Annotated in this window: 10 protein-coding genes; 9 read left to right on the top strand and 1 reads right to left on the bottom strand. The window is 70.4% G+C overall.

Annotated features, from left to right (window positions below):
• Positions 1-39: 39 nt before the first annotated feature.
• From FFS25_RS10725 to FFS25_RS10705, 5 genes are all read left to right on the top strand, one after another.
• Positions 40-507 (top strand): hypothetical protein, encoded by a 468-nt coding sequence (locus FFS25_RS10725; RefSeq protein ID WP_137802909.1) that lies wholly within the window; start codon positions 40-42, stop codon positions 505-507.
• Positions 508-525: 18 nt separating this feature from the next.
• On the top strand, positions 526-1,524 hold the full coding sequence (locus FFS25_RS10720; RefSeq protein ID WP_137802908.1) for a DNA-processing protein DprA: 999 nt from the start codon (positions 526-528) through the stop codon (positions 1,522-1,524).
• A gap of 94 nt (positions 1,525-1,618) precedes the next feature.
• A complete protein-coding gene (locus FFS25_RS10715) occupies positions 1,619-2,611 on the top strand; it encodes a DNA-processing protein DprA (protein WP_137802907.1) in 993 nt (330 codons plus the stop codon).
• A 238-nt stretch (positions 2,612-2,849) separates the two neighbouring features.
• The gene (locus tag FFS25_RS10710) at positions 2,850-3,305 is read left to right on the top strand and encodes a hypothetical protein (RefSeq protein ID WP_137802906.1); all 456 of its coding nucleotides are present in this window, start codon (positions 2,850-2,852) and stop codon (positions 3,303-3,305) included.
• 258 nt (positions 3,306-3,563) lie between these two features.
• Positions 3,564-3,887, top strand: a complete 324-nt coding sequence (locus FFS25_RS10705; protein WP_137802905.1) for a hypothetical protein — start codon at positions 3,564-3,566, stop codon at positions 3,885-3,887.
• Between the two features lie 52 nt (positions 3,888-3,939).
• Here the strand turns inward: FFS25_RS10705 and FFS25_RS10700 are convergent, their stop codons facing one another.
• Positions 3,940-4,296, bottom strand: a complete 357-nt coding sequence (locus FFS25_RS10700) for a DUF6907 domain-containing protein (RefSeq protein ID WP_137802904.1) — start codon at positions 4,294-4,296, stop codon at positions 3,940-3,942.
• 118 nt (positions 4,297-4,414) lie between these two features.
• Between FFS25_RS10700 and FFS25_RS10695 the strand changes: the two genes are divergently transcribed.
• From FFS25_RS10695 to FFS25_RS10680, 4 genes are all read left to right on the top strand, one after another.
• Positions 4,415-5,002 carry a hypothetical protein gene (locus tag FFS25_RS10695; protein ID WP_249933868.1) on the top strand — a complete coding sequence of 196 codons (588 nt, stop codon included), beginning with the start codon at positions 4,415-4,417 and terminating at the stop codon, positions 5,000-5,002.
• Positions 4,999-6,780: a TraM recognition domain-containing protein gene (locus FFS25_RS10690; RefSeq protein ID WP_137802903.1), complete on the top strand. Its 1,782-nt coding sequence runs from the start codon at positions 4,999-5,001 to the stop codon at positions 6,778-6,780. The genes FFS25_RS10695 and FFS25_RS10690 overlap by 4 nt, the downstream gene beginning before the upstream one ends.
• A 221-nt stretch (positions 6,781-7,001) precedes the next feature.
• A complete protein-coding gene (locus tag FFS25_RS10685; RefSeq protein ID WP_137802902.1) occupies positions 7,002-7,559 on the top strand; it encodes a hypothetical protein in 558 nt (185 codons plus the stop codon).
• Between the two features lie 56 nt (positions 7,560-7,615).
• Complete coding sequence (locus FFS25_RS10680) at positions 7,616-12,616, top strand: helicase-like domain-containing protein (protein ID WP_249933867.1); 5,001 nt, start codon at positions 7,616-7,618, stop codon at positions 12,614-12,616.
• The last annotated feature ends 3 nt before the right edge of the window (positions 12,617-12,619 follow it).

Raw genomic sequence — 12,619 nt, 5'->3', positions numbered from 1 at the left:
AGGCCCCGGAATCCATATCCGCACGGAGATGGGACTCTGATGGAGCTCACCACGATTGTAGGCGCGTGCGGGAGTGTGCTCTCGTTCGTGCTCTTCCTTCCGCAGGCCCGGCACACCTGGGTGAACCGGCACCGAGCGGAGAGGCTGGCCGGGATCAGCAGCCTCGGCCAGGTGTGCGTGCTCGCCAACGCCACCGTGTGGGCCGTCTACGGTGTCCTCGCCGACGCGGTGTGGGCGGGCGCACCGGGCCTGCTCAATGCGCCCCTGGCGATCGGCACGCTCTGGCTGCTCCATCGCCGCCACCCCCAGAACTCCGGCGAGGAGTGTGAGGCGTGTGAGACCGGGACAGCGCACCGGGTCTTCATCACCAGCCCTCCGGGTTGGGGCTCAGTCATGCCGTGCTCGGCGATCACGCGCAGATCCGGGGTCCTCGTCTTCTCCGATGAGGACATCCGAGTGCTGCGCGACCACTACCGGGCTCACGACACGACGGGCACACCTGACTGAGGACCGAAGGAGACCCTCATGGCGGCCCTGACCCAGATCACCGGCGACGAACGCTCGGCACGCATCGCGCTCGCGGCCATCGCCGGCCCCGGCGACCCGCTGACCGGGCGCGTGCTCACCACCGTCAGCGCGCTCGAAACCCTCCGGCTCCTCGAGGACGAGGATCCGATCCCGGGCCTGGACAGGGTCGAGACCGGCCTATGGCGGACACGGCAGCGCCCACGGATCGACGCCGACAGGATCGAGCAGGCCCTCGACCGCACGGAGAAGTCCGGCCTCCGCACGCTCATCCCCGATGACGAGCACTACCCGCCCGGACTCGCCGACTTAGGTCACCGTGCCCCGTACATCCTCTGGGCCTCCGGCGACACCGAACTGCTCCAATCGTTCGCCCAGACCCTCACGATCACCGGCACCCACAACGCCACCGCCTACGGGCGGCAAATGGCCAGCGAGCTCGCTGTCGACCTCGTCGATGACTGGGGCGTCGTCGTCGCCGGGGGTGGGCCCGGCATCGATGCCGCCGTGCATGAGACGGCGCTGCGCAACGGTGGCCGCACCATCGCCGTCATCCCCGGCGGCATCGACGTTCGCGGAAGGGACAGCAACGCCCAGACCCTCGACGAGATCGCCGCTCAAGGCCTGCTGCTCAGCGAGAGCCCGCCGGGTGAGGGCGGGCACGATGCGGACCGCATCCTCGCCCGATTGAGGATCGAGGCCGCGCTCTCGGGATCGGTCACGCTCGTCGAAGCCGACGACCGCTCGGCCGCCGCCGCGGTCGTCGATCGCGCCCGCGAGCTGGGCCGACCCGTCGGGGCCGTACCAGGACCGGTGACCAGCCCAGCCAGCGAAGTTCCGAATGAACTCATCCGAGACGGGGCCGCGCAGGCCGTGCTCGGCGCCAGCGACGTGCTCAGCATCCACTACCCCGCACCGAAACAAGCGCCGCAGCGTCCAGGCCCGGAACCACCCACGCCCCCGCGCGCCGGCCCACCGCACCACGGATGGGGCCTGTGAACCGATCCATCCACCGTGCCTCGGTGACGGCGAGCGGGACCTGGTGAGTCCAGGCGCACCTGACCGGTGACGACGATCATGGAAGGACATCGACATGGCGGGACTGGCCGAGGAACTCCAGGACGAGCGGGAAGCGCGCATGGTGTTGTCGATGATCGCCGAGCCCGGCGATGCGGTGACCGGGCGGGTGCTCGCACTCGCCGGCGCCGTGGGCACGGTGCGGCTGCTCGAGTCCCAGGACACGGTGCCGCTGCTGGGCCGCGCGGATGCGATGATCTGGCGCGACCAGCACGCCCGACGCATGGGCGACGGCCTGCTGGAAGCCCTCGATCATGCCCGCCAGGCCGGCTACGGCACGCTCATCCCGACCGATCCGGACTGGCCTGCCGGGGTCAACGATCTCACCGATCGCGCCCCCTACGTCTTGTGGACTCTCGGCAACGAGACCCTGCTCGGCCCGCGCACCCGGGAGACCGTCACGGTCACCGGAACCCGGGCGGCGACCTCGTACGGGGAGCATGTCGCCAGCGACTTCGCCGGCCAGTTCGCCGCGACGGGGAAGGTCGTCGTCGGCGGTGGGGCCTTCGGCATCGAGGGCGCCGCTCACCGCGGGGTTCTCGCCCACGGCGGTGACACCATCGCGGTGCTTCCTGGTGGGTTGGACCGGCCGTATCCCCGCGCCCACGCCGATCTGTTGGACCGGATCGGCGACCGGGGCCTGCTCGTGACCGAGCTCCCACCGCAGGCAACACCGACCCGGACCCGGTTCCTGGCCCGCTCGCGCCTGATGGCGGCTATGGCCGGGGCGACAGTGCTGGTCGAATCCGGTCCTCGCTCCGGAGCCCTGGGCACTGCCAGCCACGCGCACGCCTTGGGGCGGGTCGTCGGGGCGGTGCCCGGTCCGGTCACCAGTGCGGCCAGCGCCGGGCCCCATCAGCTCATCGCCGCAGGCACGGCGATGCTCACCAGCGATGCCCGGCAGATCACCGACGCCCTCGACGCGCCCCCGCCACCGGCGCCGCCGAACCCGTTCCATGCCCAGCACCGGAGCCCACAGGTGTATGGGCCTGCCGCCCCCTCGCTGTAACCGCCGGTCAGGCGACGAAGGGAACGCGCCGGAGGTCGATTGCGCCCCAGAGGTGTTCGCTGCACCGGCTGTGCGGTGTGCACCGAGCGGCACCCTCACGCCCTGCCCGTGATCGATCGGCCCGCTGGGGTCGTGGTGGCAGATCGTGCACCTCGGGGGCAATACGAAATGGCCGGGCAGGGCGCAGGGCGCCGGAGAACGCGCCGACGGCGGTCCGGGGCCCGGGGAGGTGGAACCGATGGATGAGGACGCACGCAGCGGGTTCGAAGACCGCATGATGCGGCTGTGGCATGGCTTGGAGCAGGTCGCCCAGGACTACGGCCGGTACGTGGAGCTCACCGACTCAGATCCCAGCGCGTTCGGCGGCGGGCACTACGTGTTCTACCGTCTCGACGACGCCGAGCACCGGTTCGCGATCGAGGAGCAGTACGCCGACGAGGAATCGGAGGAAGAGCAGATACCGACCTCGTGGACGTGGCGCGATGAGAGTCTGCGGACGCGCCCTACCGGGGGCGGGTACTGGCACGCGCACGGCAACGGCGAGGTCGCCTCCGAAGACCTCGAGCAGCTGCTGGACCGTGCCAGGCAGTGGGCGCAACAGGCGCGCACGACCGCGCGCCGTGACGACGCCGCCTCCGCCTTCGCCCCTCACGGTCCGGCCCCGATCCCGCGGGGGACCGAACGCAGCCTCTGACACGACACCCCAGGGGCCAGACCGGCAACGGCCGTGTCACTCCACGGCCTCGAATGAACCTGGCACATGCACCCGAGGCCGGATCTGACGGGAGGGAGCAGGACGTGGCTGAGCGCAGCCCGGCGACAGGTGGCGAGTACGGGCTGCGTCTCGGTCTGGCAGACATCGCCGATGCGTACCGGCGGTATGTGGACTACCGGCGTGAGGAGCCGCAGCCGTATGGCGGCGGGTTCATCGGTCTCGTCACCGGTGGGCACCATGTGCTCTACCGCAGCGCGGAACCCCGGCCGCCGTTTCGCCATCGAAGAAGTCACCACGACCAAGGTTCCGGGCCAGGTACCGGTGCTCTCCTCGTGGCTGTGGCGGGAGGAGACGCTGAGCACGCGCGAGGACGGCTCGCCCTACTGGCATGAGAATTCCAGCTGGGAGGTCAAGCCCGAGAACGTCGAGGAACTCCTGGGCCTGGTCCGGCACTGGGCGCAGGCCGCCCACTTGGTGGCGCGCCGGGATGCGCTGCGGGAGGCATTCGCCGTGGTCGACCGGTCCGGTCCCGAGCCGCCGCAGCCTGGGCGCGGTCTCTGAGCGGGTGCGGGCCGGGAACCCCCAGCAGGGTGGTGCCCGGCCCGCACTAGCCTCACCTATCCGTGGCGGGGTCGAGTCCGTTCAGGAACACGGCCAGCTGGTCCAGCAGACGCAGCGCGCTCTCGAGGGTGACCTCGATGCGCTCATACTCGGTCCCGATCGCCACCCACGTGTCTCTGGCCCCGATCCCACGGCTGGCGGCCAGGACCAGCGCACCAGCGTCGACGATCGGGACCGGATCGCAGTCGGGGGCATGCCGGTAGCGGCGGGTGATAGCGGGAACCTCGCGTAGCTCCCCGAAGTGGCCGCGGTCGGCGGCGAGGATCTGCCGGTGGTGATCGCCGGTGCACCATGACGGGCACGACTCGCGCAGCCACGCGGGCCTGGGTGCGGCGTTGTCCATGGTCATCGATTCTCCTGTTCTGCCACAGGCACCGTGCCCGCGGCAGAACCTATGAATGTGCCCGCTGCTGAGCAGACGATGAGGCCCTCGGGCGTGCGGGGAGGCCGGGTGTGCACCTGCGGTCATGAGCACACACGAACCCGGCAGGAAGCACCGGCACCGGAAAGGCACCGACGACGGCGAGGCCACGGGCACGCGAGGCTCCGAGCAGGCGGATCTGCCCGCGGTGCCGCCGGTGCTCCCGCACGTGGTCATTACGGCCACGGACGCGGGAACCCTGGATGTCACCGTCGACGGCAAGGACCTCCCACCCCGCTCGCCGAAGAGGCCCTGGACGCGGGCGAGGTTCGGGGAACTGCTCGACACGGTCACCGACGAGCGTCGCGTGCCGGTGCGGATCGAGGTCCGCGAGACGGACGGCAGCTCGTTCACCGACATCGTCCACGCCGCCCGGCGTCGACCAGAGCCACCGGCGACGGCGTCACCGCCGGCGACACCGAAGAAGGCGAAGCCGACCCGGCATGTCGAGGTCACCGCGACCGGGTTCGTGCCCGGCGAGGACATCGCCATCGCCGTGATCACCGGTGGCACGGAGGCCGACGGGCAGGGCCGGGTCCGGGCGGTGATCGCGCGTGCGGGACTGCGCGAGGCCGGGGAGGTCGTCCTGGTCGGGCGGGTCTCGGGCACCGTGCATGTCGAGGCGCTGTCGTGAGCTCGCCGCAGGGACGCCAGTCCGGTGGCTTCGGCGACGAGCTGACCAACGCCGCGATGATCGCGCTGATCGGAATGTTCGGCCTCACCCTCATCCTGCGCCTGGGCGGGTCGATCACCGCGTTCCTCACCGGCTCACCGCAACCGCGTGCCGGACTGGCCGCCGGTGCCGCCGTGCTGCTCAACCCGGCAGACCCCGCCCGAGCCCTGGACGCGGCCGGGCTGAGCACGCTCGGGTACTGGCTGGTCACCGGGGTGGTGCTAGTCGGGCTCGGCACGCTCGGCGGGTGGACCTGGGTACGGGTGCGTCGCCATGTCCACCAGGTCGAGACCGACCCTCGGAAGGTCGCCGGCGCGGCCAACCGGCGCGAGATCGACCAGAGCGCCTCCTCCCAGGCCCTGCTCAAGCGGGCCGGGACGCTGCGCCCTTCGCTGGAGACTCCCACTCCCGCGGAGGTGGGGTATCTGCTGGGCCGGTCGAAAGGCCGCCAGGTGTGGGCCTCGGTCGAGGACTCGATGTTGGTGCTCGGCCCGCCCCGATCCGGCAAGGGCTTGCATGTGGTCATCAACGCGATCTTGGACGCGCCCGGTGCGGTCATCGCCACCTCGACCCGCCCCGACAATCTGACTGCCACGCTCCGGGCCAGGCAGCGGCGCGGCCCGGTGGCGGTGTTCGATCCGCAGCACCTGGCCGAGGGCCTGCCCGCGGGCCTGCGCTGGTCACCGATCCGGGGCTGCGCGGACCCGCTGACCGCGATGATCCGTGCCTCGGGCCTGGCCGCCTCGACCGGGCTCGGCTCGGGTGGTGTCGAGTCCGGCGGGTTCTGGGAAGGCAAGACGAAGACCGCGCTGCAAGCACTCTTGCACGCCGCCGCACTCGATCATCGCCCGTCCTCGGAGTTGTTCCGGTGGACGCTGGACCCGACGGCGGCCTCCGATGCGGTCGCGATCCTCACCAACCATTCCGGCGCCGCCGAGGGGTGGGCGGACTCCCTGGAGTCGATGATCGACGCCGACCCCCGCACCCGCGACAGCATCTGGCAGGGCGTGTCCCTGGCCCTGTCGGCCCTGGCCGATCCGCGCGTGCTGGATGCGGTCAGCCCCGGCGAGGGTGAAGAGTTCGACCCGGCGCAGTTCATCCGCGACCAGGGCACCCTCTACCTTCTGGCCACCGGTGCCGGGGCGGGCGCCTCGGCGGCGCTGGTGGCGGCGCTCGTCGAGGATCTCGTCGAGGTCGCCCGCCGCATGGCCGCCCGGTCCCCGGGCGCCCGCCTGGACCCGCCGCTGCTGCTGGCCCTCGACGAGATCGGGAACCTGAGCCCCTTGCCGTCGCTGCCGACGCTGATGGCCGAGGGCGGAGGCACGGGCATCACCACGATGCCGGTGCTCCAATCCCTGGCCCAGGCCAGAGACAAGTGGAACGAAGCCCAGGCCGGGGCGATCTGGGATGCCGCGATCGTGAAGATCATCCTCGGCGGGGCCTCCAACAGCAGAGACTTGCAGGACCTGTCCACGCTCATCGGTGAGCGCGATGAGCACACCGACTCCGTCACACTCGGCGATCACGGGTCACGGTCGAACCAGCGCTCCATCCGCCGGGTCGCGGTCATGCCCCCGGACCGGATTCGGATGTTGCCTTTCGGCACCGGGGTGACCCTGCTGCGCTCGGCTCCACCGATCATCACGGATCTGCGGCCGTGGCCGGCCCGTACGGATGCCGACCAGCTCAAGCAGGACCGGGCCGAGATCGAGGCGCTGCTCGAGGACCCCGCCTCATGACCCCCGGAGCACCCACCCACACCACCACCGGCCCCCGGTCACGAGCGGGCAGGGGCGGCGGGCTGCCGGGCGTGCGGGGGTGGTGGTGATGGCCCGGCGCCGCCGCATGCCGCCTCCCGGTCAGCTGGAGTTCGATCTGTGGGGCCTCGGCGAGGCCGATGCCGATGCCGCCGTCGCCGAGGCCGGACAGGCCCCCACGCAGACACCGCGGGAGGACAGTGATGAACCAGTACGGGGCACGGGCGATGGAGCACTGGAGGGCACACGCCCCGGAGCGGGTCGCAGCGATGGAGGATCCAAGCTGGTTCTTCACCCAGCTGGGCCAGGAGATCCAGGCGCAGGTGACCGAGCTGTCGACCCGGCTGGAGAACGACCGGATCTGGGGCCTGGAGAAACAGAGCCCGAGGGAGGACAATTATCTCCCGGAGGTCTCGCGTCGGATGACGGCGCACCGGATCGCGGAGGAGGTCGTGATGAGCCAGCTGGCCTGGATCCACGACCCGAGCCTGCCCCTGGACGAGGCGCGGCAGGAGTGGGAGGAGACCCGACCGGCCGACGAGGCCCTGATCTCGTGGGCGGAGCGGACCCAGGACTCCCCGTACCCGCAGTACTCCCAGGTCGAGCTGGAGCAGAAGGCCCTCGACTGGGCGATCCCGATGTGGTTCCTGGAGGGCCTGCTGGCAGCGGAGATCCCGGGCCAGTACGCCCGGGAGCACCAGGAGGTGCTGCGGCAAGCGGCGGACGTGAGGTTCCTCCGCGAGGTGACCGGCACCCCGTAACCGACACCCCCACACCACCACCGCCACCAGCGGCCGTGGTGGGGGTGCCGCGGTTCGTGCCCTCCCGTGATCAGCTGGCACCGTCCGGGGCGAAGGCCCGGTTCCAGGCGAACATCGCAGCGATCCGGCTCGCACGCACGCTGACCGAGCAGGACCGCGCCGCTACGGCCGAGGAGCAGCAGGTCCTGGCACGCTGGTCCTCGTGGGGTGCCGTCCCCGACGTCTTCAATACCGTCAAGCCCGGCTGGGAGGCGGAGCGGGACCAGCTGCGGGGCCTGCTCTCGGATCAGGAGTGGGAGGCAGCGGCCCGGACGACGCTGAACGCCCACTACACCGACCCGGCCCTCGCCACACAGATGTGGCGCGCCCTGGACGCGCTCGGGTTCCGTGGCGGGAGCGTGCTCGAGCCCGGCAGTGGCCTGGGCACGTTCATCGGCCTGGCTCCCGAGACCGCGCAGATGACCGGTGTCGAGCTCGACCCCGTGACCGCGCAGATCAGCCGCGCCCTCTACCCGCACGCGCAGATCCGCACCGAGTCCTTCGCCGACACCCGCCTGCCGGAGGGCGGCTTCGACCTCACGGTCGGGAACGTGCCGTTTGCCGACGTGGCGCTGCACGACCGGGTCCACAACCCGCACAAGCACTCGATGCACAACCACTTCATCCTCAAGTCCCTGGCCTTGACGCGTCCGGGCGGGATGGTGGCGGTGCTGACCTCCCGGTACACGATGGATGCCCAGAACCCGGGAGCACGCCGGGAGATGAACCTCATGGCCGACCTCGTCGGCGCGGTGCGGCTGCCGGCCGGGGCTCACCGGCGCACCGCGGGCACGGATGTGGTCACCGACCTGCTCCTCTTCCGCCGCCGCGGAGAGGGGGAACCGGTCCTCGATGATCTGTGGGAGACCGTCACCCCGATCACCGTGGACGGGCAGACCCTGCGGGTGAACCGCTACTTCGACCAGCATCCGGAGCATGTTCTCGGGCAGATCGGCGTGGACACCGGCCAGTTCGGACGCCAGGAACTGACGGTCGCAGGCGACGTGGACCGGGTCGACGCCGATCTGGCCGAGGTCCTCGACCAGATCACGTTCACCGCCCGCCGCACCGGCCTGACGGTCACCGACGCCCCACCGGAGCGGGCGATGCGCCCGGTGGCCCGCCAACCGGCGCCGCCGCAGCGGTGGGATGGCAGCATCGTCGACACCGGCACGGGGTTCGGCACCGTCACCGCCGGGGGCATCGAACCGCTCGAGGTCCCCAAGAGCACCACCACGGAGCTGCGTGCCCTGCTGGGGCTGCGGGACGCGGCGACCGGCCTGCTGGAAGCCGAGGCCGCGACCGCCGAGGACACCGCGGAGATCACCACCGCACGGGAGGACCTGCGCCGGGCCTACCAGAAGTACCTCGGACGCTACGGGCCCTTGAACAGGTACACGCTGCGCCGGACCGGCAGGACCAACGACGCCGGTGAGGACACCCACGCCCGCGTCGTCCCTCGGGCCATCCGGCTGCTGCGCGGCGACCCGTTCGGGCCCCTGGTCATGGCGTTGGAGAACTTCGACGACACCGACCAGACCGCCACGCCCGCGGAAATCCTCTCCCGCCGGGTGGTCGCGCCCCGTACCGAGGTCCAGGGCGTGGAGACCCCGGCCGACGCGATCGCCGTGTCCCTCGACCGCACCGGCAGCATCGACCTGCCGCTGGTCGCGGACATGCTCGGCATGGACGAGACCGAGGCCCGGGAGGCCCTGACCGGGCTGGTGTTCACCGACCCGGCCACCGACGAGCTCGTCCACGCACCGGCCTACCTCTCCGGTGACGTGCGCACGAAGCTCGACGCCGCCGAAGCCCGCGCCGAGACCGATCCCTCCTTCACGGCCAACGTCGAGGCGCTGACCGCGGTGCTGCCGGACCCCTTGGGGGTCGAGGACATCACCGCCCGCCTCGGGGCGGTGTGGATCAGCGCCGAGATCCACGAGAGGTTCCTGCGCGAGCTGCTGCGTGCCCCGGACGTGCGCGTGGAGAACCCGATGAGCGGGATGTGGGAGGTCCGCGGCGGCAGGCAGGGCCTGCTGTCGACCTCGGAGTGGGGCACCGAACGCCGGCCGGCCCCGGACATCGCCCAAGCGCTCATGGAGCAGAAGACCTTGCTGGTCTACGACGAGATCGAAGACGCCGACGGCCGTAAACGGCCCGTGCTCAACCAGGTCGAAACCGTCGCCGCGCAGGAAAAAGCCGAGCAGCTCCAGGAGCGCTTCAGCGAATGGGTGTGGGAAGACCCCGCCCGCGCCCAGGTACTCGTCGAGGAGTACAACCGCCGCTTCAACTCGATCGTGTTGCGCGACTACAGCGATGCCGGAGGCTACCTCACCCTGCCCGGGGTGGCGGAGTCGTTCACACCCCGCCCGCATCAGCGGGCCGCGGTAGCCCGGATGATCGCTGAGCCCGCCACGGGTCTGTTCCATGAGGTCGGGGCGGGCAAAACCGCGGAGTTCGTCATGGGTGCCATGGAGATGAGGCGGATGGGACTGGTGCGCAAACCCGTCGTCGTGGTGCCCAATCACATGCTCGAACAGGTCGGGAGGGAATGGCTCCAGATCTACCCAAGGGCCCGCATCCTCGCCGCGTCCACCAAAGACCTCACCGCCGATAAGAGGCGGCAGTTCGTCGCGCGGGCGGCGGCCAACGATTGGGACGCGGTGGTCATGACCCAGGGTGCTTTTGCGAAGATCGGCCTGCGGGAGGAGACCCAGCAGGCCTACCTGCGGGCACAGATCGACAAGGTCCGCCGGGTCCTCGAAGATGCCACTGGCGAGGACGCGATGAGCGTCAAGCGCATCCAGCGCAAGCTGCTGAGCTTGGAGAACAAGCTGAAGTCGCGTCTGGACACCGACCGGGACCAGGGTGTGTCCTTCGAAGATACGGGCATCGATTACGTCGTGATCGATGAGATGCACATGTACAAGAACCTCTCGACGGAATCCAATATCCGGGATGCCGCGATCGAGGGCAGCGCACGCGCATCCGATCTGCACATGAAGCTCGAATACCTCCGCTCCCAGGGCAAGGAGCGAGTCGTGACCGGGGCGACGGCCACCCCGATCGCCAACAGCATCACCGAGGCCTACGTCATGGAACGCTACATGCGCCCGGACCTCCTCGAAGCCGCCGGGGTGGAGTCCTTCGATGCGTGGGCAGCCACCTTCGGGCAGACGATCACGCAGATGGAGATGGACCCCACCGGCACGAACTTCCGGATGAAAACCAGGTTCGCGAAGTTCACCAATGTCCCCGAGATGCTGCGGATCTTCAGCGTGTTCGCCGATGTCAAGACCGCAGACGACCTCCAGTTGCCGGTACCAGAGATCACCGCGCGCGAAGACGGACAGAGAGTCCCGGCCACGATCCCGGTCCCACCCACGGTCGAACTCGAGGACTTCGTCGCCCAGCTCGGCACCCGCGCGGAGAAAGTCGCCTCACGGGCCGTATCACCCAGCGACGACAACATGTTGGTCATCTCCACCGACGGTAGAAAAGCCGCGCTCGACATCCGGATGGTCCTGCCGCAGGACCCGACCGGGCCGACGAAGATCGACGTCGCCGCGGACATGATCGCCGACACCTGGCAGGCCACCCGCGACCGCGAGTACCTCGACCCGTCCACCGGGGAGCCCTCACCGGTACGCGGGGGCCTGCAGCTGGTGTTCTCCGATATCGGCACCCCGCACCCGGACCGGTGGAACGCCTACGACGAGCTCGCCGCGCAACTGGTGATGCGGGGCATGCCCGGCAAGGCGATCCGGTTCATGCACGAAGCCAAGACCGACGTCGAGAAAGCCAGACTTTTCGCTGCCGCACGCGCCGGCCACATCGCCGTGCTGATCGGCTCGACGGAGAAAATGGGCATGGGCACAAACGTGCAAAATCGCGCGCTCGCCCTGTATCACCTCGACTGCCCGTGGCGGCCAGCCGACGTCGCCCAACGCGAAGGCCGCATCCTGCGCCAGGGCAACCAGAACGAGCAGGTCGCGATCGTCAGGCTCGTCACCGAGCGCTCCTTCGACTCCTACATGTGGCAAGGCGTGGAGCGCAAAGCCAGGTTCATCGCCCAGATCATGCGCGGCAGCCTCGATGCCCGCGAGATCGAGGAGATCGACTCCTCAGCCCTGTCGGCGGCCGAGGCCAAAGCCATCTCCAGCGGCAACCCGCTGCTGCTGGAGCATGCCACGATCCAGACCGAGGTCACCCGGCTGCGGCGCCTCGAGCGCGCGCACCACCGGTCCCAGGCGATGCTCGCCCACACTCGCGACCGGGCCAGTGAGGACGCCCGCCGCGCCGAGCACGACATCACCGGCCTGCAGGCGGCACTCCCGCAGGTCGCCGACACCTCCGGAGACCGATTCCGGATGCGCATCGGCGAGAGCGTCTACGACTCCCGCGCCGATGCTGCGACGGCGGTGGGAGCCTGGGCGCAAGGCTCGGGGCTGGCCTGGGCACCGAAGTACGCCGCCCGGGATTTCGGGGTCCTCGGCCAGGTCTCGGGATTCGACGTCACCGTCTCCACCCGGCCTGCTCTCGGCGACGAACCGCATGTCGAGGTCGAACTCGCCGGTGTGCCGCGCACCGGCTTCGTCATGAGCCGGTCGGGGTTCCTCGACGGTGGCATCGGCCTCATCCAGCGCATCGAGAACCGGGCCGCGGGCATCCCCACGCTCTTGGAGCACGCCCAACGCGACCTCGACGACGCGCGCGAGGCCGCCGCGGAGGCCGGGCAGCGCATCGGGGAGCCCTTCCGCCACGCCGAGGCCCTTGCCACGGCCGAAGCCGATCTCGACCGGGTGCAGACACAGCTGGCGACCATGAACGACGACGTCACCCACCACGGCCAGCCCGAGCCCCCGCCCCGTGACGAGCCAGGTCTCACGGTCGAGGCGGTGCGCGGCCACCGCCCTGCCCTGGGCGTGCACCCTAACCCGCACCGCGAGCCCGCCTCGATCGCCGAGCCCACCCGTCCTCCCGGACACCGACCCGACCCGCCAACACCCCACCTCTAACAG

It is taken from the genome of Kocuria sp. 2SI (assembly GCF_005502825.1).
Lineage (GTDB): Bacteria > Actinomycetota > Actinomycetes > Actinomycetales > Micrococcaceae > Kocuria > Kocuria palustris.
This window is presented reverse-complemented; position numbering and strand designations above follow the sequence as displayed.

Coding starts and splice junctions, on each gene's coding strand:
- FFS25_RS10720 (WP_137802908.1), top strand. CDS start 526: ATGGCGGCCCTGACCCAGATCACCGGCGACGAACGCTCGGCACGCATC.
- FFS25_RS10705 (WP_137802905.1), top strand. CDS start 3,564: ATGTGCTCTACCGCAGCGCGGAACCCCGGCCGCCGTTTCGCCATCGAA.
- FFS25_RS10725 (WP_137802909.1), top strand. CDS start 40: ATGGAGCTCACCACGATTGTAGGCGCGTGCGGGAGTGTGCTCTCGTTC.
- FFS25_RS10710 (WP_137802906.1), top strand. CDS start 2,850: ATGGATGAGGACGCACGCAGCGGGTTCGAAGACCGCATGATGCGGCTG.
- FFS25_RS10715 (WP_137802907.1), top strand. CDS start 1,619: ATGGCGGGACTGGCCGAGGAACTCCAGGACGAGCGGGAAGCGCGCATG.
- FFS25_RS10685 (WP_137802902.1), top strand. CDS start 7,002: ATGAACCAGTACGGGGCACGGGCGATGGAGCACTGGAGGGCACACGCC.
- FFS25_RS10700 (WP_137802904.1), bottom strand. CDS start 4,296: ATGACCATGGACAACGCCGCACCCAGGCCCGCGTGGCTGCGCGAGTCG.
- FFS25_RS10695 (WP_249933868.1), top strand. CDS start 4,415: ATGAGCACACACGAACCCGGCAGGAAGCACCGGCACCGGAAAGGCACC.